Consider the following 22,909-nt stretch of genomic DNA (forward strand, 5'->3'; position numbering starts at 1 on the left):
GGGACGGCGCATGAAATCCCGGCGGCATCAGAAAAGCGGAAATTCTCGGCGCCGCCACCGCATCGGATTCTTTGATGAAATGCCCCGGGCGATTTGCGCTCGTCTGAACGGCGCGATGGGTTTACCTTGGCGTGCCGCCCCTTCGACGCCCATGCATCCGAGGCGAACGCTCGGGCGGTACGCCGCCGCAGGACGGGCGTCCCACGCGGCGGGGGGCGAGCGAGGGACGGGCCATCCTGCTGTCGAAACGCCGTGCGTCCTGACCGGTTAAGCGCTATTCACACGGCCCGCCCTGGATTGGGCCCTATCGTGAGGCCCTTCTTGGCACGCGTCCGCTTCTTTCTGTTCGCCTCTTACTGGATGGGCTGGACGGCGCTGTTTCTCGCGCCGCTCGCCATCTTCGCCCTGGCCGGGGCACCGACACGGCCCATTCGCGCGGCGACCCGCCTGTGGGCGCGCGGCATCCTGTTCGGGCTGCGCCGCTTCATCGGGCTGGACTTCGTGGAGGAGGGGCGGGAGCACATCCCCGCCGCCCCCTGCCTGATCGTGGCGAACCACCAATCCGCCTGGGAAACCCTGGCCTTTCTCGTGCTCGTCCCGGACGTGGCCATCATCGCCAAGCGCGAGCTGCTCGCGATCCCGGTGGTGGGCTGGTTCCTGCGGCGCTCGCCGATGATCGTCATCGATCGCGCCAATGGCACGCAGGCCCTGCGCACGATGATCGACGGATGCCAGGAGGCCGTGGCGGCGGGCCGCTCGGTGCTGATCTTCCCGGAGGGCACGCGGGGCGAAATCGCCGATCCCGTGCGCTTCAAGCGCGGCGTCGAGATCCTCTACAGTCGGCTCGGCCTACCCGTGGTTCCGGTCGCGGTGAATTCCGGCCTGTTCTGGCCCGGCGGGGCGACCGCGCGGCCCGGCACCGTCGTCGTGAGCTATCTCGCCGCCATCGCGCCGGGACAGCCCAGCGCCGAGTTCCTGCGCGGCACGGAGAAGGCCATCGACCGGGAGCTCGACCGCTGGCGGACAGCCGCCCCCGCCGGCGCGACGGCCGGGATCTAGAGCGAGGGCGTCGGAACCCGGGGCGACCGCCGCCGGGTTCCGGGGCGGCCCTCGGCCGTATCTCGCCGGTCGCCGAAAGCCGCGGCGGGACGACGCTTCTCGGCCGGCATTTCAGGGACAAATAGTATATAACCTTTCGCCGAAAGCCGCGTGACAGGTATCGAATTATGTCTAAGTTAACTTTTTAGCAGCTTCGGCGTGCCAGCGTGGCTGTACGTTCCTGAGATCGTCGGCCTTCTACCATCATGATCAATCTCTCCCGTTTGGGTGTTCGTCTCCCCGCCACAACGATCGGCCTCGCGATGTTGAGTGCGGTGGCGATGGGCGGGTTCAGTTGGTCGGCGGCCAAGTCCGGCCTGATCGAGGCGGCGGACGCCCGGCTCTCCCTCGCGGCGGCGGCCCGGCGGGACGGGATCGAGCTGGTGGCCGACCGGATGCAGGCGGATTTCCTGTCCGTCGCCAACCATCCCCAGGTCGTCTCGAACTTCCCCGACCTCCTGGAGACCCTCGACCCGGGCAAGCCCGATTTCGCCGCCCTCGTCGAGGCGTTCCGTTCCCCCGCCACCGCGGAGGCCCGGGTCGCCCTCGACAATCCTCCCGCCTCGGGCATGTACGGGCGGCGCCACGGCAAGGTGCAGGAGGTGGCCCGCCGCCTCGTCGCCGAGCCGGGCTACGGCGACCTGCTCTTCGTCGACGAGAACGGCCGGGTGGCCTACACGACGACCAAGGGCGCGGATTTCGCCCAGTCCCTCGCCGACGACGCCCTCAAGGACACCGGGCTCGCCCGCCTCGTCGCGCGCCTCAAGGGGCAGGATCCGGCGGCCACGGCCTTCGAGGACTTCGCGGCCTATCCCGTCGGCACCGGCCCCTCGGCCTTCATCGGCCGGGCGATGACGAAGCGCGCCAACGTCGCCATGGGCACGGCCCAGGCGGCGGAGCGGATCGGCTTCATCGTCCTGCGCGTCACCCCCGCCCTGTTCGACCGGACCCTGTCCAAGCGCGAGGGGCTCGGCGAGACCGGACAGATCCTGGCGGCGGGCGCGGACGGGCTCCTGCGCTCGAACCCGCCCCTCAACCCCGCCGTCCAGGCCGGCTCCCCCGTCGGCGCCCTCGGCATCGACACGAAGTGGCTGGCCGGCGGCGGCTTCAGCTACGCGGGCGGGAACGGGGACCACAGGGCGGCGAGCAGCACCGTCTCGGTGCTCGGCGCGCCCTGGACGGTCGTGGCCGAGCAGTCGGAGGCCGAGGCCATCGGCGCCGTGCAGGCGCTGTCGCGCACGCTGGCCCTGATCGGGATCGCGGTGCTCCTCGGCACGGCGATCCTCGGCCTCCTCGTGGCGCGCTCGATCGTCGGACCCCTCGGCGCCCTGACCCGGGCCCTGATGGCGCTCGCCCGCCGGGAGCCCCTGGCCGAGGTCCCCGGCAGCCGCCGCCCGGACGAGATCGGCGACATCGCGCGGGCCGTGGTGACCATCCGCGACATGTCCCTGGAGGAGGCCGCCGAGCAGCTGAAGACCACCGAGGCGGCCCGGCTGCGCGAGGAGCAGGCGCGGCGCGTCCTCCTGCGCGACCTCGCCGACCGGTTCGAGCACTCGGTGGGCGGCATCGTCGCCAGCGTGTCCCAGGCCGTCGCGGGGCTTCAGGGCTCGGCCGCGACGATGAGCGGCGCCGTCTCCGAGACCGAGAACCGGTCGACCAGCGTCGCCGCGGCGGCGCACCAGACCGCCGGCAACGTCAACACGGTCGCGGCGGCGGCGGAGGAACTCGGCGCCACCGTGCAGGAGATCGGCCGCCAGGTGGAGCAGGCCGCCGGCATGTCGGCCTCCGCCGTGGAGGCCGCGGCCCGCACCGAGGAGACGATGGCGGCCCTCGCCCGGGCCGCGACCCGGATCGGCAACGTCGTCGGCCTCGTCTCCTCCATCGCGAACCAGACCAACCTCCTGGCGCTGAACGCCACGATCGAGGCGGCCCGGGCCGGCGAGGCCGGACGCGGCTTCGCCGTCGTCGCCGCGGAGGTGAAGGAGCTGGCGGCCCAGACCACCCGCGCCACCGACGAGATCGGCCAGCAGGTGCAGGAGATCCAGACGGCGACCCAGGGCGCCACGCACGCCATTCAGGACATCGCCGGCCAGATCCAGGCGATGAGCGGCGTGACCACCAACATCGCCGCCGCGATCGAGGAGCAGGGCGTCACGACGCAGGAGATCGTGCGCAGCATGTCCCAGGCTTCGGCGGGCACGGCGCAGGTGACGACCAACATCGCCGAGGTGGCGCAGGAGGCCCGGGGCGCCGGACACGCGGCCCAGGCGGTCGCCGCCGCCGCCGACGGCCTCGCGAGCCAGTCCGGCGCCCTGCGCACGGAGATGGAGCAGTTCCTGTCGAGCGTCCGCGCGGCGTAGCCCCGGGGCCGGCTCCGGCGCGGGCGGGACGGCAGCGGGCGGCGATGGCGCCGCCCGTCCGGTCGCCCCGCCTCGGGCGAGCCTTATTTGCCGGGGCGGCGCCCGGCCGCCGGATCACCGCTCCTGCATCGCCCGGGCCATCTGGTCGGTGAAGGGCTTGAGCAGGTAGGAGAGCGCCGAGCGCTCCTCGGTCGAGAGATAGACCTCGACCGGCATGCCCGGCACGACGGGCCGGTCCGCCACGGTCCTGACGTTGTCCTGGATCGCGATCGTCGTGAGGTAGTAGGCCTGGGCGCCGGGACCGTCCACCGAGGCGGAGGCGCCGATCGTCTGAACCTGGCCGAGGATCTCGGGCGTGGTCCTGCGGTTGAACGCGGTGAAGCGCATCCGCGCCCTCTGTCCGACGGCCGCCTGGTCGATGTCGTTCGGCGAGAGGCGCGCCTCGACGACGAGTTGCGCCTCGGTCGGGACGATGGACATCAGCGTCTCCTTCGGCGCGACCACCCCGTTCACCGTATGGACGGACAGATCGTTGACGTAGCCGTTGCACGGCGCGGTCAGGGAAGCGCGCGTGAGGCGGTCCTGGGCCGCCACGAGGCGCTCTCGCAACTCGCCGAGCTTGCCCTCGATGTCGCGCAACTCGCGCTGCGAATCGGTCCTGACCTGCTGGTCGAGCTCGATGATCTTGATCTTGGTCTCGCTGATCTGCCCCTTGACCCGGGCGATGTTGGCGGACAGCTCGCCGCTGACGCCCTCGGTCTTCACGAGGTCGCGCTCGGACGCCTTGTACTTCGTGATTTCGATGAGGTTCTTCGAATACAGCAACGCGAGGCGGGTCAGCTCCTCGCGGACGATGCCGCGCTCCGATCCGTTGGCGATCTGCTGCGCGCTCAGCGCCTTGATCTGTTCGTTGAGCTGGTCGGTCTGCAGCACCAGTTGTTCCCGCCGCGCCTCCCGCACCGACCGGTTCTCGTTGAACAGCCGCGTCTCGCCCGACTGCACGGAGACGCCCTGGGGCGACTCGCTCACCTCCCGGTCGAAGGCGATGGCCGAGGCACCGTCTCGCTCCGCGACGAGGCGCGCCTTCCGGCCGAGGGCCTCCGTCAACTGCGTCCGCACGATGCCGAGTTCGGCGCGGATCTGGGTCTCGTCGAGGCGGATCAGCACGTCCCCGGCGCGCACGTAGTCGCCGTTCGCGACGAGGATCTCCGAGACGATGCCGCCGTCGCGGTGCTGGACGAGCTGCACCTGGGATTTCACCGCCACCTTGCCCTGGGCGATCACGGCCCCGCCGAGGGGCGCGTGATAGGCCCAGGCGCCGCAGCCGCCGACCAGGGCGACGGCCATGACGCCCGCGACGGCGACCCGCCCCGCCAGCCCGCGCGGTTCGCCGGCCTGTTCCGCAAGACGCTTCGCGTGCATGGATGGTAGCCGCTTCGCGGTCATGGATCCTGTCCCCTCAGATGTGGTGATCGGTGGCAAGAAGCGGGTGGGACAGGCCGTGCGAGGCGAGGACGAAGTCGCCCGCCACGAGGTCGTGCCGCCCGTCGAGGACGATCTCGAAGGCGGGCTGGCCGCCCTGGTCGAGGAAGCCGTCCACGACGGTCTCGTCCCGGCCGTGCCCGTCGGTGTCCCAGTGGTAGGTCACGCAGCCCGCCATCGGCGGCTCGTCCCCCTTCGACAGGCCGGCGAAGAGGGTGATCGCCGCCGCGGCGGCATCGCCGTCGCCGTGCAGGCCGGACAGGTCGATCCGGTCCCCGACCTTGAAGTTCGTGATCGTGTCGTGGCCCTGCCCGCCGTTCGTGAGGGCGTCGAGGTCCCTGAAGGCGTAGGTGGTCGGCCCCTCTCCGCCCGTGAGGACGTTCACCGCCCCGCTCGCCACGATGAGGGTCGGCCCATGCCCGCCGCGGGCATCCTCCACCTCGGTGATCGTGGCGCGCACGGCGCCGTCGATCGTGACCACGCCCCTGGCGAGGTCGATGGTGACGCTGCCGTCGGCATCCGCCAGATCGACGAGGTCCTCGCCCGCGCCGCCATGGATCTCGTCGATGCCCGTTCCGGCCCCCAGGTGGATGACGTCGTCGCCGCCGCCGCCGTCGATCCGGTTGGCGCCGTCGCCGCCGTCGAGGTCGTCGTTCCCGTCGCCGCCGTCGAGGCGGTCGTTGCCATCTCCGCCGATCAGGACGTCGTTCCCCGCGCCGCCGACGAGCACGTCGTCGCCCCGGCCGCCGTCCAGGATGTCCCGGCCTGCGCCGCCGAGGAGGATGTCGTTGCCGTCCTCCCCGAACAGGATGTCGTTTCCGTCGCCGCCCACGAGGACGTCGTCGCCCGCGCCGCCCCGGAGCAGGTCGTCGCCGGGGCCGCCGACGAGGTGGTCGTTCCCGCCGCTCCCCAGGATGACGTCGTTACCCTCGCGCCCGTAGACCGTGCCGCCGCCCTCCCGCGCGGCGATGAGGTCGTCCGCCGCCGTGCCGAGGAGGATGCCGGTCCCGTCGCCCGCCGGGTCGCCGGCGGTGTTCCCCGCCGTGAGGGTGAGGGTGGCCGTCTCATCGACGGTGAGGGCGCCGTCCGACACGGCGTAGGAGAAGGTGACCGTGCCGGTCTGGCCGGCCTCCGGCGTGTAGAGCCAGTGGTCGGGATCCACGGGCAGCAACGTCCCGCCATCCACGTGCAGGTCGACGACGCTGAGGAGATCGCCGTCGGGATCGGTCGCCTTCGCGAGCAGGTCCGCCACCGCGACGAGGACGGCCTGATCCGGCAGGGCATCGTGCAGGTGGACCGGCCCCGAGACGGTCGGCCTCCGGTTGCCGGGAGGCGTGGCCTCGCCGCCCTTGGTATCCCCGCCCTTCGTCTCGCCGCCCTTGCTTTCCCCGCCCTTGGCCGATCCACCGGCATCGGCCGATTTCGTGTCCTGCGGGGCCGGAATGCCGCCCTTCGCGCTCCCGCTCCCCGGGGACGGCGTTCCGCCGCCGGACGCCCCGTGCTCGCCCGGAGATGGCTCCGGGTGGCCCGGCCTCCCGCGATGGACGATGTCCTCGCCGGACCCGTTCTTCGTATCCGGCGCCTCCACGCCGTTCCTCGCATGCCCGGAGGCCGTGCCCGTCGCGGGGGCAGGGGGCGCCTTCGGGGCGGCCTCGGGCTTCGGAAGGGCGGGCTGCGGCAGGCCGTTGCCCGCCGGGTTCGGCGCCCCCACCCGGGGCAGGAGATGCAGGGCGGTTCGGAGCGGGGCGTCGCCGCTGTCGAACCGCAGGGTGGCGACGTCCATGGCCTGGTGCAGGCTCACCTCGGAGGGTGGAAGCGCCGCGATCACCGCCTCGCGGTCGGCCGCCGGGGAGGAGGAGCCCCGCATCGCCGGCCCCGGCTCCACGACCGGGTCGTCGTCGTTGGCCGGGGCGGCGGGCGGCGCATCCGCCTCGGGCCGCCGCGCCTCCCCGTGCGCGTCCGGCCTGTGCGGCGAGAGGAAGGTCTTCAGGAATCCCACGAAGGCGACGAGCAGGCCGGGGGCCAGCACCGGCAGGCGGACGCCGCCCTCGTCGTGATCGAACCGCCGCTTCGGCGCCGAGGCTTCGAGGTCGTTCGGGAGACCGAGTCTGAGCCGGTCCGGATCGGGCAGGGACATGTCAGGCCCCCGCCAGCGTGGTGTGCGCCTTGGCGGCCCCCGGGAAGGGGATCGGCGCGGTGTTCTTCATGATCTCCGACCGCGGACCCAGGGCCACGAGCTTGCCGCCCCGGACGACGCCCACGTAATCGACCGATTCGAGGACGCGGGGCCGGTGCGCGATGACGATCACGATGGCGCCGCGCTCGCGCATGGCCCCGATGGCGTGGCCCAGGGCCACCTCGCCGTCGCTGTCGAGGTTGGAGTTCGGCTCGTCCAGCACCACGAGGAAGGGGTCGCCGAACATCGCCCGGGCGAGGCCGATGCGCTGCCGCTGCCCGGCGGAGAGGGACAGGCCGTTGGGGCCGAGTTCGGTCTGGTAGCCCTGCGGCAACTGCGTGATCATGTCGTGGACGCCCGCGGCCTGGGCGGCGGCGACGATCGCGGCGTCCTCGGCCTGCGTGTCGAACCGGCTGATGTTCTCCGCGATGGTGCCGTCGAGGAGGGATACCTCCTGCGGCAGGTAGCCGATCTCGCGCCCCAGGATGTCCGCGCGCCACTGGTCGAGGTCGGCGCCGTCGAGGCGGACGCTGCCGCGCAGGAGGGGCCACACGCCGACGAGACCCTTCACCAGCGAGCTTTTCCCGCCGCCGCTCGGCCCGATCAGCCCGAGGGCGCTGCCGGCCTTGAGGTCGAAGCTCACCTCGCTGAGGAGCACCGCGCCCGAGCCCGGTGCGACGACGGTCATGCCCTGCACCTTGAGGGCGTGGCGGGGCCGGGGCAGGGCGAGGCGCCTGTCGTTGTCCTCGATGGTCGCCAGCGTGTGCCGCAGCCGCCGCAGGCTGCGCCGGGCGGCCACCACGATCTTCCAGTTGCCGATGGCGAGATCGACCGGGGCCAGGGCCCGCGCCGAGGCCACCGAGCAGGCGATGATCGAACCCGCCGACAACTCGCCCGCGATGGTCAGGTAGGCCCCGAGCCCGAGCAGGGCCGATTGCAGCATCATCCGCACGACCTTGGACAGGGAGCCGAAGGTGCCGACGATGTCGCTCGTGCGCATCTGGATGCGCAGGTGCTCCGCGTTGGCCTCCTTGAAGCGGACGACCGCGCGGTCCGCGAAGCCCATGGCCTTCAGGATGTCCGCGTTGCGGGCATGGGCGTCGGCCAGGAGGTTCCGGCGCACGGCGGCGGCGTGCAGCTTGGCCGCCGAGCGGCGGGTGAACAGTTCCGTCAGCCCGGTGAGCGCGCAGAGGACGAGGGCGCCGCCCAGGGTCAGCAGGCCGAGATAGGGGTGCAGGAGATAGACGAAGCCGAGGAAGATCGGCATCCACGGCAGGTCGAAGAGGGCCACGGGGGCGGAGCCGGACAGGAAGCCGCGCACCGTGTCGACGTCCCGGCCCCGCTCCATCGCCTCCGGCGTGGAGTAGCCGTAGCGGGTCATCTCGATCACCACCTCGTGCGCGAGGGGCGCGAGGCGGGCATCGAACCGCGCGCCCATCCGCACGAGGATCTGCGAGCGCAGCGTGTCGAACACGCCCTGGAACAGGTAGAGCCCGATCGCCAGGACGGAGAGGGCGACGAGGGTCGGGACGCTGCCGCCGGGGATCGCCCGGTCGTAGATCTGCAGCATGTACAGCGAGCCCGTCAGGGCAAGGAGGTTGATCACGCCCGAGAGCAGGAACAGGGCGAGGATCATCGTCCCGAACGAGCCGATCCTCTTCGAGAGGTCGGCGAGCTCGGTCGGCTTCTTGGTGCGCTGGGAGGCCATGGCGCTCGACACCGGAACAGAGGGGAGGGGGGCTCGGGGCCGGAGGCGTCCGCCCCCGGCCCTCACGCGTCAGTGCACGCTGTGGAAGTTCGCGGCCGTCAGGTCGTGGTGCCCTTCGAGCACGATCCGGAAGTCGGCCTGCGGCCCGCCCGTCGTGCTTGCCTGGACGAGGGTCTGCTCCTGCCCGGCCACGGTCTCGTGCGAGACGATCACCTGGCCCGCCGCGGTGAAGTTCGTCCCGGCGAAGAGCACGAAGGATTGCCTGCCCTCCGCCGAGGCGTCGGCGTCGATGCCGGTGAGGTCGATCACGTCGCCCGGCTGGAAGCCCTTGATCGTATCCCCGTCGGCGTCGGCGGCGGAGCGGAAGACGAAGGTGTTGTCGCCGCCGCCGCCATCGAGCACGTTGGCTTGGTCGTTGGCGATGATGGTGTCGTTGCCCGCGCCGCCGATGAAGTTCTCGAAGCCGAAGATGCTGTCGGACCCGCTGCCGGCGCTGACCACGCTGCCGTGGTGATCGATGCCGTTGCCGAGATCGACCGTGATGGCGTCGCCGATCGCGGAATAGTCGATCGTGTCGCTGCCCGCCTCGCCGAAGTAGAGGTCGTCGCCGTCTCCCACCGTGGCGAGCACCCGGTCGTCGCCGCCGCCCGCGAAGACGACATCGTGGCCTTGGCCGCCCTCCAGCACGTCGTCGCCGGCCTCGCCGAAGAGACGATCGTCGCCGGCCTCGCCCGCGACGAGGTCGTTGCCCGCTCCGCCGAACAGGCTGTCCTCGCCCGCTCCGCCGAAGGCCGCGTCGTCGCCCGCCCCGGCCTTCACGAGGTCGTCGCCCGCGCCGGCCTGGATCACGTCGGCCCCGCCCGTCCCGAGGATGAGGTCGTCGCCGCCGAGGCCCATGATCGTGGCCGTCGCGCCGTGGCCCACGAGGAGATCCGCCTCGGCCGTGCCGAAGAGCGCATCCCCGGTCTGGCTCGTCTCGTCCGGCCCGGCGGCGGGGGGGCCTCCGGCGGTGTCGTGCCCGGTGCCGGTGTCGTCGGGGCCTGACGCGTCGGGGGCGGATCCATCGGTGGCGGCCCCGTCGGCCGGGAGGGCCGTGGCGCCGTGATGATCGACCACGTCCTGCGGTCGCACGGCGCCGACGATGTGGCCGGCGGCATCGGTCGAGAGGACGATGCGGTGGTCGGAGGTGAGCCCGGTGATGTCCACCGTGTCGCCGCCATCCGCATCGTTGACGTGGATGGTGTTGTAGGCGAGTTGCGTGGGCGCGAAGTTGCCGTGGACCCTGACCGTGTCGGTCCCGGCGCCGGTGTTGATCGTGATCTCCTCGACGTTCACCAGTTCGGCCGCGACGGCGCCGTTGCGCGTGATGACGATCTCACCCGCCACGTTGCGCAGGCCGGTGATGCCCGCGCCCTGGGCTTCCGCCAGGGTGTAGACGTCGAAGGTCTCGGCCACCTCGGAATTCGCCTGGGCGGCGGCGTTGTTGCCCGTCACGGTGGACGTCAGGACGAAGCTGTCCGTCCCCGCCCCGCCGTCGATGAAGTCGTGCCCGTCCGTGGCGACGTTCACGGTGGTGAAGGGGATTCCGAAGATCGACCCTTGGGTGACGCTCCCGGAGGCGGTCCAGGTGATCGTGTCGGCGCCGTCGCCCGCGAGCACGATGTCATCCCCGCGGCCGCCGGCGATGGTGTGGCCGGTCGCCCCGTCGACGAGGATGTCGGCGCCGGTGGTGCCGTTCAGGTTCGCGCCGGTCTGCTGCCGCAGGGTGACGGTGCCGGTGGCCGTGTTCGGCGCTGCTCCGCCATCCGTCACGGTGTAGCTGAACGAGCCGCCGTTGGGGGCGTTGAGGGTGGTGCCGCTGTCGAGGATCGTCACGGCGCCGGCTGCGCTCCCATGCGTCGCGGTGAGGCTGTTGAAACCGCTCACCCCCGTGATGGCGAGCGGGTTCGGGCCGTCCGGGTCGGTGTCGTTGGCGAGCAGCGCCCAGTCCGGCACCACGATTCCGTTCGGGCCGTTTCCGACATTGGTGACGACGGAGTCGGCACGGGCCGTCGGCGCATCGTTGACCGGCACCACATGCACCGTCGTCGTCGCGAGGTTGCTGTCGAGCAGCCCGTCGTTCACGGTCACCTGGATGATGCGATCGACCGGGCTCGGGTTGTTCGACGTGTTGGCGAAGGTGATGGCCGCGATCTGGGCCTGATAGTGGGCGAGCGTGTCGTCGCCCGTCAGGGTCAGGGTGATCCGGCCGGGCACCGACGTGTCGGTCGCGATCGAGATGTTGTCGCCGGCGATGTCGTGGCCGTTGACGGTGTCGCCGGCCTGGGCATTCGTCAGCACGACCTTGGCCGAATGGATGATCGCTCCGTCGTCGGTGATGGTCGGGTTCCGGGCGATGGTCACCGCCGCGCCGTTCTCGGTGAAGGTCGTGGTGTAGTTCGGAAACGGATCCGCGTCGGCCGTCGTCTTCGTGACGTCGATGCGGAGGTTGTCGATCGCTACATAGCCGTTGTTGGCGCTCGTCCCGCCGCCGACCGTGGTCACGGCCTCGACCTTCACGATGGCGTTGGCCCCGAAGGTCTCGGTGGTCGCCTTGATCGTCGTGAGGTCAACGGAGACCGTGCCCTGACCGTTGGTGTTGTTCCCGGCTCCCGTGCCCTGGAAGGTGCGGATCTCGTGCCACGTGGCCCCGTTGTCGAAGGAGATCGAGGCGACGACCTTGTCGCCCGTATCGAACGAGTTCAGCCGGTAGTCGAAGGCGAGTGTCGCGCCCGAGGCCCCCGAGAGATCGACGGTGCGCTGGATGCTCGCGCCGTCGCCGTTGTCGGAGAGCCTGAGCTGGCCCGATCCGGCGGCGTTCAGCTGGATCTGGCCGCCCGTCACCTGATTGGCGTTGGCGACGAAGTCGCCGGTCTCGCTCCAGGCTGTCGTCCAGGTCGCCGTCCCGTTCGAGTTCGACCACTGCGAGGCGTTGAAGTTGTCGGCAAGGGTCGCCACCGTGGTGTCGTAGGCGTGCAGGTCCAGAACGGGCTTCTGGAGCTTCAGCGAGATCGTCTGATCCGCGAACCGGGCGTACTCGACGCCGACGAGCAGGTCGGTGCCGTCGCTGGTGAGGGGATTGCCGTTCGCATCGAGGAGGGGGTTCCCGTTGGCGTCGAGGAAGTCGGCGGCCGTCCGGTTGTCGGTGATCTTCAGGGCCGGCATCGCCACGCCGTTGCTGGCCGTGAAATCGATGACCTGGATCGTGTAGCGCGCGAGGTTGCCCGTGAAGACGGCCGTATCCGCCGTCCCGTCCGTGCCGCCGTCGCCGAGCACGGTGTCCTTGAACTGGGCCGAGCGCAGCATCTCGGTGAAGTGCTTGTCGAACTGCGCGCCGCCGAGGGCGTTGGCGGCGTCGATCAGCCCGTCGGAGCCGAGCACGTCGGCGTAGCCCACCCGGTGCGATGCGCCCTGGTAGCGGGCATCCATCAGCTGCTCGGCGTCGGTCAGGCCGGCGTTGTTGTTGTGGTGGTCGTAGGTGGAGTTCTGGCCGGTCAGGATCACGTGGCCGGCGGCGTCGCGCACGGCGTTGCCTTCGGCGTCGTAGCGGACGCCCTTGTCGGTGCCGATCAGGGCATCGAGGCGGACGGACCCGCCGATGATGATGTCGTTGCCGCCCAGACCCTCCAGGGTGTCGTTGCCCGAGCCGCCGATCAGCCAGTTCTGGCCGGCGATGGAGGCGTCGGCGCCGTTGCCGGCGTCGGAAGGATCGCTCCCGGTCAGCGTGTCGTCGCTCACCGAGCCGATTGCGCCGTCAATCTGGAACGAGGGCACCTGCGTCGGCGAGCCGTTGACCGTCACGTTCGGATTGGCTTGGTTGCCGAGGTCGAACACGACGCCCTTCGGACGGGCGTTGTTGTCGCTGAAGTCGATCAGGTCGAAGCCCTTGTCGTTGGTATCGGTGCCGTCGCCGCCCAGGACCTCGTCCGAGCCGATGGTGAGGGCGCCGGTCGGATCGCCGGGGCGCAGGATGTCGTCGCCGTCGCCGCCGAAGAGCTGGTCCTGGTCCGCCCCGCCGATGACGAGGTCGTCGCCGTTGTCGCCGTAGAGGATGTCGCCGCCCGATCCGCCGTCCACGAGGTCGTTGCCGTCGCCGCCATGGGTGAACGGGTCGGTGTCCTGGCCGCCGTAGATCTTGTCGTCGCCGGAGCCGGCGGAGAGCTTGTCGATGCCGGTGCCGCCGTCGAGGAGGTCGTTGCCGGAGCCGCCGATGATCTGGTCGGCGCCGTTGATGTCGGTGCCCGAGGATTCGCCGTAGAGGAAGTCGTCGCCGGCGCCGCCGTCCATCAGGTCGGGGTTGTCCCCGCCGTACATCGTGTCGCTGCCCGTGCCGCCGTAGAGGCGGTCGATGCCGAAGCCGCCGTAGATGACGTCGTTGCCGCCTTCCCCGTAGACCGTGTCGTCGCCGCCCTGGGCGTAGATCAGGTCGTCGCCCTTCGAGCCGACGATGACCTCGCTCGACTCGGCGCCGGAATTCGGCGTGCCGTCGAGGTTCACGTAGCCGTTGAGGGCGTAGGCGTTGTCGCCGCCGTGGTAGTCGGCGCTCATCGGGTTGTCGGCGGAGAGCCGCGTGTCCTGGATGTAGGTCTTGCCGGAGATCGCGATCAGCCCGCCGTCGTGGCCGTTGCTCACGCCGCCGTTGGAGTAGATGCCCATCGTGCCGTTCGCGACGTCGGCGAGGTCGCCGTACTTGTGCTCGTTGCCGGTGGTCAGGGACTCGGTCTGGCCGGCCGCCAGCACCTCCTTGCGCGCGCCGAGGTCCACGTACTGGTCGGCGTAGCCGAAGATGTTGCCGTTCAGGTGCGTCAGGCCGGTGTTGCGCTCGAAGATGTCCTTGAGCTGCCCGTTGGCGACCTCCTCGCCGAATTGCTGCCCGGCCAGACGGTAGAGGTAGTAGAACCGGTCGCCGTCCATCAGCGACTCGATCTGCGTGACGAAGACCTTGTCGAAGGTCTCGCCGAGCAGGCCGCCGGGCTGGTGCACCTCCGCGAGGCCGCCGATCCACGTATCGATCTGGTTGAAGCCGAGGGTCCCCGCCCCGCCCACGGAGGCGTCGCCGGACAGGAACGCGCCCGCGCGGGTCACGAGCTCGGCGACCGTCCCGGTCCAGCCGAGGACCGTGCCGAGCACGGCGCCCGCCGCATCGTCCGCGAAGGCGTGGCTCGCCAGGTCCAGCACGGCGTGGGCCTTGTCCATGGCGCCGTCGAAGGCATAGGCAGCGATGAAGTTCACGAGGGAACTCGGGTGCTGCATGTTCTGCCCGAAGTCGTTCCAGCTGGTGTAGCGGACCATGCCGAGCGCTTCGCGGAAGTCGTTCAGCGTCGGCACGCCGATGTCGCGGCCGCGGGCGATGTTGATGGCCGCGAGGTCGAGGGGCTGGCCGAGCAGGCCCTGGTTGAGGGCCGGGGTGACGAACTCGTCCACCTCGTTCTGCTGCTGGTGGGTCATGCCCAGGACGATCGAGGCCGGGCCGAGATCGCCGAACTTCTCCGGGTTCAGGAAGGCGTCGTGGAGGGCGTAGCCCATGATCTTGCCGGTGATGCCGCCGGTCGGATCGATGGTGTCGATGGTCTCGCGCAAGGTCGAATGGCCGAAGCGGAAGGCGACCTGGGCGTATTCCAGCGTCACGTCGGGCTGCTTGTCGGGCGAGTAGCCGACGAATTCCTGGATGTTGGGCGACACGTTGCGGGCATACTGGTCGACCGCCGCGTGCTGGTATTCCATCTCGACGATGAGCTTGGCGCCGAGGAACACCTTGTCCTCGTTCCAGGCGATGGAGCCGTCGGCGCGGATGAAATCCCCCGCCGCGTTCGTCCGCCCGGTGTCGATCTGGAATTCGTGCAGCTTGGCGTGGGTCGCGTCGTCGGTCGCGACGTCCTGGCGGTGCAGGGCGTCGATCAGGTTCTGGACCTGGAAATTGTGCTCCTCGTGGAAGACGTGGTGGACGGAGGTCAGGCCGAAATTCTCGTTCACCCGGCCGTCGCCCGCGACGTAGTGGTCGCCGACCGAGGCGAGCAGGATGTCCGACACCGCGTTGCGCACGGACTCGACGGATGCGGCGGAGACGCCCGGCGGCGTCTGCATGATGCTGAAGTCGGCGAAGTTCACCCAGCCCGCCAGGGCGCTGGCGCCGGTCAGGTCGGTACCGGCGGGGATGGGGGGCGATTGCGGCCCCGTCGGCAGGTCCGAGCCGAGATGCAGGGTAAGGACACCGTTCGCGTTGAAGCCGAAGGTGTCGCCCGGCCGGATGCCGGCTTGGCCGAGGGTGGCGATGGCATCCAGGACCTTCTGCGCCTCGGCGCCGGTCTCGCCCTGGCCGCCGAGCAGGTGCGCGCGGTCGAAATGGGGGTTCATGTCGAGGAGGAGGGCCTCGCCGCTGGTCCCGGCCACGACATGGCCCGCCGCATCCCGGTTGCGCAGGTTGGCGACGTCGTCCCAGGTCAGCGCATCGCGCTTGGTCGCGTCGAGATGGGTGCGCAACTCGTTGAGCGTCGGCAGGGTGGCGTTGGTCAGGGTGCCGTCGGGCTTGGCCCAGGCGGTCTTGAGGGTGTGGCCGTCGAGCAGGTTCATGCCGGCGTGGAACGAGGCGCCCCCATCGGTGGAGACCCATTCGCGCAAGAGCGCGGTCCGCTGCTCGTCGGAGCCGTAGGTCTGGCTCTGGTCGATGAAGGGCGAGACGTGGTTCGCGTACTCGCTGCCCTTGGCGTCGAGGGTCTGGACCTTGGCGCGGTTGATGGTGATCTCGGTGACAGGCTGCCCGTCCGGCCCGAGCATGCCGTAGAGCGGATCGTCGATCCCGAGGGCGATCTTGATGGTCACGGCGCCGCCGGAGGCGTTGGCTTGGCCCTTGTCGATGAAATCGAGCCCGTGGTCGAAGAACTGGCCGAACAGCACGAAGAAGCCGTTCGAGGGCGAGACGCCGGGGTTCAGGCCGCCGATGAAGTGGTCGTCCCGGCCCGCCGAGGCGGCCAGCCGCGCCTGGGTGTCGATCTGGCCCTCGCCGCCGTTCTTGACCGTGTCGAGCCGGCCCCACTCGAGAACCCGGGCCTCGCCGGTCTGCGGATCGTAGTAGATCTCGTTGGCGGTGTGGACCGGCTTGCCGTTGGCGCCGAGGGGATTGTCGGCCGCGTGGTTCGCCCAGGTGTCGTAGACCACGTCGCCGGTGGTGATCGCCCGGCTGATCATGCGCGGCGTGTAATCGACGACGTTCTTGATGTTGATCGCCGTCCCGTCCGCCGCCGTCGTGTTGCCCTCGATGCCGGTGCCCGGCAGGGCCGCCGTCACGGCGTAGTCCTGATGAGCGAGGGCGTAGGCCGTGGTGAAGTGGTGGTAACGGCCGTCGAGTTCGGCGCCCGAGAGCGTCGTAGCCGTCCCGGTGGCCGTCGACGTGGCGACCTGCGCCGGGGAGGTCTGCACCGTCGAGGTGGCGGTGGCCTCCTGCGTGCCGAAGGGACTGGTCAGGGTCGTCGTCACTTGGTCGCGCACGAAGTCGAAGCTCGTGGTGGTGGTGACCGAATCGGCGACGACCGTCGTCTGGGTCGGGGCGAGGTGGTGCCCGTCGATGACCGTGGTGGAGAGCGTCTGCGCCACCGACGTCGTCACCGAGGTGCCGGAGGTGATGAGCTCGCGCACGATCTTGGTGAGGTTCTGCCCCGGGGGCACGGTGGTGTCGGTGGTGTCGGAGAGGGTGACGGAGGTCGATTCCGTGGTGGTGGGATCGGGCGTGACGCTCGTCACGAGGATCGGTCCGGTGGTGGCGTCTCCGGTCACCTGCGCGAGGTAGCCGCGGTAGTCGGCCGTCACCATCCGCGGGAAGATCTGCCCGCTCTGTCCGTAATGCGACAGGACCGGCGTGAGGTTGTTCCAGTAGCCGCTGACGTCGCGCGTGCCCGCCAAGTCGGTGAAGTTCTGGTAGGACTGGCCCCACATGGCGAGGTTGGCCTGGGCGCTTCCCTGGTCCGCGTAGGCGACCCCCCGGCGGTCGAAGACCGGGCCGGTTCCGTCCCAGGCCACGATGATGTTCCCCGACGCATCGAACAGCGGCCGGAAGTTGATCTGGTCGATCAGGAAGCGGATGTCGCTCGTGTTGATCACGAAGGGCTTGAGGCGAGCGTCGAAGGCCATCGCGGTTCTCCGTCGGGATGCACGGATCGGAGACTTCGTCCGATCGGATGCGGCTTTGCATTTACCTTTTGTTAAGGGTTGCAGAATTCGGCGCGCCGGGAAGGGTCCGAGGTCCTAGCGACACACAGGCTCATGGTCCGATCCCGGAGGGGCCTGAGGTCCGATGCACCATCGGACCAAGGTCCGAACGGCGGCGGCGTATGATCCAGGTTTCCCCGCGGACGCTTCAGAGGACGCGGCGATCTGGGGAGGGGACGCGTCTGTCGCCTCAGCCCGCCCGGTCCGGTTGCGACGGGATCGCGACGAAGGCGAGTCGAGGGAGGGCTATCGGACCTGCAAATAAGGACGATGACATCGATGGCATCACCGAATTGCCTGCGAAACGCTCGGATCCGGCCGTTCTGCCAGCTGCCAAAGCGATGATACTTGAATTGATAGATTGCGTGGCATTCCCATCAAATATCCATCGCGGATTTTTCGAGAGGAAAATTGATCGTTGTCATGACGTCACTCTCAATTCGCTTGATTCTGCTTTCGTCATGGCTGAAGACGAAGACATGGGAGGGAATTCCAGCCCCGGGTCGGAAGCGTCGCGCGATGGTCCAGAGATCCGATGCACTCACGGGGATGGGGCCGATCGGATTCCGGTCGGGAGCGTTCCGCGGGGTTTTCCGGCGGCTGCGGCGGCGGTGGTGGGCTTCGACCCTCGTCTTCCGCGTATCGGCGATCGGCCTGGTCGTGCTGCTGCCGGCGACCGTCTGGCTGGGGGATTGGGTCAACCACCGCATCGCGGCCGGCGTCCTGCGCGGCGCGGCGGGCCCGACCGCCCTGTATCTCGGCCGGATCGTCGAGCCGCGCATCCAGAGCCTCGCGCGGTCGCCCGGCCACGCCCTCTCAGAGGAGGACGGCGCGGCGCTGAGGGCGCTCCTCGAGGATCGCGCCTTTCACGAGCAGGTCGTCTCGATGAAGATCTGGGCGCCGGACGGTACGATCCTCTTCAGCAGCGATCCTTCGCTGATCGGGCAATCCTATCACCCCGATCCGCTCGCGCGGGCCAGCACGGGCGACATCACGATCTCCGCGAACAGTCTCGACGACGACGACCACGATTACGAGCGGGCCATCGGGCAATCCCTGTTCGAGATCTTCGTGCCGCTCCACCAATCGGCCGGCGCGGAGATCATCGCCGTGGCCGAATTCTACGTGGGCGGGCGGCGGCTCGAGGAGGAGACTGGCCTCGCGGCCCGCCACGCCTGGATGGTCGTCGTCGCCCTGATGGTCGCCCTCGGCCTCGCGCTGCTGCTCGTCGTCGATCAGGAGAGCCGGATCGTGATCCGCCAGCGGACGGCCCTCAAGCGGAGGGCGTCGGAGTCCCAGCGGCTGATGCGGCAGAACCAGCATCTGCTGGAGCGGATGAACCACGCCCAGAGGCAGATTTCCCGCATCGACGATCGGGGCCGCCAGCGATTGGGGGCCGACCTGCACGACGGGCCGATCCAGTTGTTCAGCTACGTCCTGATGCGCCTGGGCGACATCCGCGAGGGCATCGCGCCCGCGCGGCGGCAGGCCATCGACGAGGTCGGCAGGGTCGCCTCGGAGGCCATCGCGGACCTGCGGCTGATCTCGGGGGAACTGATCCTTCCCCTCGATGCCGGGGCCGATCTCGACTCGGTCCTGCGCTCGGTCATCGCGCGCCACGAAGAGCGAACGCACACGTCCGTCGCCTTCGCGCTGGAGGGGCTCGCCACCCCGCTCCCGGACGACCTGATCCGCTACGCGGCGCGGATCGTCCAGGAGGCGCTCACCAACGCGGTGAAGCACGCGGGCGGCCTCGGGCAATCGGTCGAGGTCTCGGTCGCCGGGGACGGGGTGTTGCTCACCGTGTCGGACCGGGGGCCGGGCTTCCCGGCCGGCGATGCGACCACGCGCGACGGCGCCCGGCGCAACGCCCGGGATTGCGAGGGCCTCGGCCTCGCCGGCATCCGGGCACGGGCCGAGGCCCTGGGAGGTAGCCTCTCCCTCACGAGCACACTCGGCCGGGGCGCGCGATTGCGGTGCGTCCTACCTCTCCGGGGCGCCGTGCCGGGGAAGTGATCCTCGGCTTCTCCGTCGCCGGCCCGGCCGATGGTCCCGTCATGAGACCGGCTCCGCGTTTATAGCCGGAATTTTTTACTTAGGTATCACAAAGATCGTCAATAATCGGGTTATCGTACCGCCATCGCTGAAGAGTGCCGACGCCAGAAGAAGTATCAGGGATGGAAACGAAGAGCGATGTGGTGACGATTGCGATCGTCGATGACCATCCCGTGATGAGGCAGGGGCTGGTTGCTGTCATCGCCGAAGAAAAGCGATTCTCCGTCGTCGCCGAAGGCGCGAATGCGGGCGATGCCGTGCGGATCGCGGCCCAGGCCCGGCCGGACATCATGCTGCTCGACCTGCGGATGCCGGGCGGCGGACTGGAGGCCCTGTCGATCATCGCCGCGGCCAGCCCCGAGGTCGCCTGCATCATGTTCACGGGGATCGAGTCGAGCGACTCCGCCATGGAGGCGATGCGGCGCGGCGCGAAGGGCTACGTCCTGAAGGGCGTCAGCGCCGTCGATCTGCGGGCGACGATCTGGACCGTCTACAACAACGGAAGCTACATTCTCCCCGCGTTCGCCCGAAGGATCTTCGCGGCCGAGGCGAGCGAGCGCAGCGCGACGGCAAAGGACAAGGGCCTGACGCTCCGCGAGGCGCAGATCCTCGATCAGGTCGCGCTCGGCCATTCGAACAAGCTGATCGCCGCCAAGCTCGGCCTCTCCGAAAAGACCGTCAAACATTACATGACGAGCCTCATGGCAAAGCTCATGGTCTCGAACCGCGTCGCGGCCGCCATGAAGCATCAGAAGAACAGCCACGAGAATCCCTGAAGCGTTGTCCGGGATATCCGGATCGCCCCCGCTCCGCCGTCCGTGCGAGCGGAGCCCTCCGTCGCGGCGGCTTTCCGGCCGCGGGACCGGCCACCGGGCGCGACGGGTTTCTGAGGCCGGCCGAAACTTTTCCGCCGTCGCCCCCGTAAGGGCGCCCGTTGCCCCTGTCATCGGGGTTCGGACGGAAGGAAACACGATGCTCACGAAGACCACCGGCCGCCGCACGGCCACGGCGCTCGCCCTGACCCTCGCCCTCGGCCTCGGAGCCAGCGGCGCGGCCTACGCCAAGAACCCGATGGTCGGCGGCGCGCCGATGTACGCCCAGAAGACCATCGTCGAGAACGCGGTCAACTCGAAGGACCACACCACCCTGGTCGCCGCCGTGAAGGCCGCCGGCCTCGTGGACACCCTGAACGGCCCCGGTCCCTTCACCGTGTTCGCGCCCACCAACGCCGCCTTCGCCAAGCTGCCGCCGGGCACGGTGGAGAACCTCGTCCAGCCGCAGAACAAGGCGACGCTGACGAAGATCCTGACCTACCACGTGGTCCCCGGCGTCTACACCGCCAAGGACCTGATGGCGCTCGCCAAGAAGGGCGGCGGCCAGGGCGTGCTGACCACCGTCGCGGGCGAGCCGCTCGCCGTCGAGGTGCAGGGCAAGAAGGTCCTCGTCACCGACCAGAAGGGCAACACCGCCACGGTGACCATTCCGAACGTCATGCAGTCGAACGGCGTCATCCACGTCGTCAACGCCGTGCTGATGCCGTAAGGCGGAGCGCCCGCGGCCCGCGAGGGCCGCGGGCACCGGCGCCTCATTCCGCGATGAGCTTGCCGGAATACACCACTGGACCCGTGGGCTGGCCGCTGGGCGAGCCGCCCGGCGGCTCGACCGAGACGGCGATCACCCCGTCCGCCGCGGTGTCCCGCGGAAGCTTCACTTGGCTGGAGTCCGCCCCGACGAGCCCGAGGGGCTTCGCCCCGCCCGCGCCGACATACCACAGTTCGAGGCTCCGCCCGGCGGGCGCGTCGGCGCCGACGGGCCTGACCTGGGCGAGGCCGGTCTGCGTGTCGACCCGCACGATCAGCGCGGGCAGCGCCCCGCCTCCCTGCACGACAGCCAGATAGCGCCCGCCCGCCGGGCTCCGCGCCGGGCCGATCGCCACGAACAGCGCGAGGCCCGCGGCCAGCAGGCCCGATCCCGCCGCGGCGACCCGCCAGCGTCTCACTTGGCGGCGCAGGCGGTAGAGTTCGCCGGGCCCGGAGCCGGCCGCAGCGGGCAGCGCCCGCAGCAGGGCTCCGCGCACCCGCGACGGCGGCGCCGCGGGCGGCACGATGCCCATCAGCGGCGCCAGCCTCCGCTCCCAGGCACGGATCCGGTCGGCGGTGCCGGGGTCCCGGCTCGCCTCGTCCTCCAGCGCCGCGCGCTCCTGCGCGTCGAGGGTCCCGAGGGCATACTCGGCCGCACGCATGTCGTCCTCGAATGTCGGCTCCACGCCCGGCCGGCCGCTGTCGCTCACGAGGCGGCCTCCAGGCAGGTCTTGAGGCCCGCGAGGGACCGGTGAAGCCACGTTTTGATGGTGTTGACCGGCTTCTCGAAGTGCTGGGCCAGCTCCTCCCGGGATCTCCCCTCGCAATAGGCCAGCACGACGCAGTCCCGGTGCACGGGATCGAGGCGGCCGAGGCAGGCGAGGAGCGCGCTCCGGTCCATGAACTCTGCCTCCCCGTCGTGCGGATCGATCAACCGCGCCACCCAATCCTCGCCGTCATCCCGTTCCGGGCCCTGCCGCTCGACCGTCCGCCGGACGCTGTCGATGGCGCGGTTGCGGGCGATGGTGCAGATCCATGGCAGCGGCGGCCCGGCCTCGGGCCTGTAGGCGCCCGCGGCCTGCCAGATGCGCATGTAGACGTCCTGGAGCACGTCCTCGGCCAAGCCCCGGTCACGCTGGATACGCAGGATCAGGCCGTAAAGTTTCGGGCTCGTGAGATCGTAGAGGTCGGCCAGCCGATGCGCCTCTCCCCGGGCGATGTCGGCCAGCAATCGGCGCAGCGTGGCGTCGTCGCCCAAGATGGCTCCCCACAGGATCCGGGGCGCCTTCTCGCGGACGCCCACCCAAGGGTGCTTTAGCCCAAGCACCCCGGCCGTGACGATCCCTCATGCGCGGCCGCCGGCGACACCGGTGGTCGCGCACCGGCAAACGGCCGCGTCCCCCGGCACGGGCGCGGTCACGGCTTGACGGCGCGGCGCGGGGAGGCAACACGCGATTGTGAAGCTCGGTGCCGGCTCAACGAGGGGTGAAGTGGATGGTCGCTCGCATGCTCCCCCTCCTGGCATCGCTGCTCGTGGCGGGCACCCCGGTCCCGGCCTTGGCCAACGATGCGCAGCTCTGGTTCAACACCACCCTGTTCGGCTCCGTGGGCGACCTCGCCTACTATGCCGAGGTCCAGCCGCGGTTCGGCGACGACATCTCCAAGCTCGATCAGTTCTTCTTCCGCCCGGCCCTCGGCTGGAAGATCAACGACAACCTCAAGCTCTACCAGGGCTACGCCTATGTGGAGGACCGCGGCGGGAGCACCGTGCGGATCGAGGATCGCAGCTTCCAGGAGATCAACTGGACGATCGGCGAGTTCAACGGCGTGAAGGCCTCCTCCCGGACGCGGTTCGAGCAACGGTGGCGCTCGGACGGGAGGGATGTCGGCTTCCGGGTCCGCAGCCAGCTGAGGGCCGCCGCGCCGCTGACGGACAGGAAGGGCAGCGTGGCGGCCTTGGGCTGGACGGAGGTGTTCGTCGCCCTCAACGACGCGGACTGGGGGCCGCGGGCGGGGTTCGATCAGGTGCGGACCTTCGCCGGGATCGAGATTCCCATCGGCGACAAATCCACGGTGGAACTCGGCTACCTGAACCGCCTCATCCAATCCCGCACGGCCACCGAGACCGACCACGTCCTCTCGATCAATCTCTTCCTCCGGCCCTGATACCCCGCGCGGGACGCCTCCGAACGACGCGCGTCCCTGGATG

The 22,909-nt window shown here is 70.1% G+C and carries 12 protein-coding genes; 6 read left to right on the forward strand and 6 right to left on the reverse strand.

The window, feature by feature from the left end; genetic code table 11:
* Positions 1–360 precede the first annotated feature (360 nt).
* Together MFF06_RS09405 and MFF06_RS09410 are read left to right on the forward strand one after the other, a co-directional pair.
* The gene (locus MFF06_RS09405) at positions 361–1,059 is read left to right on the forward strand and encodes a lysophospholipid acyltransferase family protein (RefSeq protein ID WP_238203219.1); all 699 of its coding nucleotides are present in this window, start codon (positions 361–363) and stop codon (positions 1,057–1,059) included.
* Positions 1,060–1,304: 245 nt separating this feature from the next.
* Entirely contained in the window at positions 1,305–3,458 is a 2,154-nt protein-coding gene (locus MFF06_RS09410; protein ID WP_238203179.1) for a methyl-accepting chemotaxis protein, read from the forward strand.
* Positions 3,459–3,572: 114 nt separating this feature from the next.
* On the opposite strand, the gene MFF06_RS09415 is transcribed toward MFF06_RS09410, so the two are convergent.
* The 4 genes from MFF06_RS09415 to MFF06_RS09430 all read right to left on the reverse strand — a co-directional run bounded on the left by MFF06_RS09415 (position 3,573) and on the right by MFF06_RS09430 (position 16,987).
* On the reverse strand, positions 3,573–4,904 hold the full coding sequence (locus MFF06_RS09415) for an HlyD family type I secretion periplasmic adaptor subunit (protein WP_238203181.1): 1,332 nt from the start codon (positions 4,902–4,904) through the stop codon (positions 3,573–3,575).
* 13 nt (positions 4,905–4,917) lie between these two features.
* Complete coding sequence (locus tag MFF06_RS09420; RefSeq protein ID WP_238203183.1) at positions 4,918–7,077, reverse strand: calcium-binding protein; 2,160 nt, start codon at positions 7,075–7,077, stop codon at positions 4,918–4,920.
* Position 7,078: 1 nt separating this feature from the next.
* Positions 7,079–8,824 carry a type I secretion system permease/ATPase gene (locus MFF06_RS09425; RefSeq protein ID WP_370876731.1) on the reverse strand — a complete coding sequence of 582 codons (1,746 nt, stop codon included), beginning with the start codon at positions 8,822–8,824 and terminating at the stop codon, positions 7,079–7,081.
* A 69-nt stretch (positions 8,825–8,893) separates the two neighbouring features.
* Entirely contained in the window at positions 8,894–16,987 is an 8,094-nt protein-coding gene (locus tag MFF06_RS09430) for a peroxidase family protein (protein WP_238203184.1), read from the reverse strand.
* Positions 16,988–17,725: 738 nt separating this feature from the next.
* On the opposite strand from MFF06_RS09430, the gene MFF06_RS09435 reads away from it, so the two are divergent.
* The 3 genes from MFF06_RS09435 (at position 17,726) to MFF06_RS09445 (ending at position 20,662) form a co-directional block, all read left to right on the forward strand.
* Complete coding sequence (locus MFF06_RS09435) at positions 17,726–19,081, forward strand: sensor histidine kinase (protein WP_238203187.1); 1,356 nt, start codon at positions 17,726–17,728, stop codon at positions 19,079–19,081.
* A gap of 182 nt (positions 19,082–19,263) precedes the next feature.
* Positions 19,264–19,896, forward strand: a complete 633-nt coding sequence (locus MFF06_RS09440) for a response regulator (protein WP_238203189.1) — start codon at positions 19,264–19,266, stop codon at positions 19,894–19,896.
* A 196-nt stretch (positions 19,897–20,092) separates the two neighbouring features.
* Positions 20,093–20,662 carry a fasciclin domain-containing protein gene (locus tag MFF06_RS09445; RefSeq protein WP_238203191.1) on the forward strand — a complete coding sequence of 190 codons (570 nt, stop codon included), beginning with the start codon at positions 20,093–20,095 and terminating at the stop codon, positions 20,660–20,662.
* A gap of 43 nt (positions 20,663–20,705) precedes the next feature.
* On the opposite strand, the gene MFF06_RS09450 is transcribed toward MFF06_RS09445, so the two are convergent.
* Positions 20,706–21,410: an anti-sigma factor gene (locus MFF06_RS09450; RefSeq protein ID WP_238203192.1), complete on the reverse strand. Its 705-nt coding sequence runs from the start codon at positions 21,408–21,410 to the stop codon at positions 20,706–20,708.
* Positions 21,407–21,958, reverse strand: a complete 552-nt coding sequence (locus MFF06_RS09455; protein ID WP_238203193.1) for a sigma-70 family RNA polymerase sigma factor — start codon at positions 21,956–21,958, stop codon at positions 21,407–21,409. Before MFF06_RS09455 ends, MFF06_RS09450 begins: the two co-directional genes overlap by 4 nt.
* 248 nt (positions 21,959–22,206) lie before the next feature.
* Between MFF06_RS09455 and MFF06_RS09460 the strand changes: the two genes are divergently transcribed.
* Positions 22,207–22,866 (forward strand): DUF2490 domain-containing protein, encoded by a 660-nt coding sequence (locus tag MFF06_RS09460; protein WP_238203194.1) that lies wholly within the window; start codon positions 22,207–22,209, stop codon positions 22,864–22,866.
* Positions 22,867–22,909 lie beyond the last annotated feature (43 nt).

The organism is Methylobacterium aerolatum (assembly GCF_022179085.1).
Lineage (GTDB): Bacteria > Pseudomonadota > Alphaproteobacteria > Rhizobiales > Beijerinckiaceae > Methylobacterium > Methylobacterium aerolatum.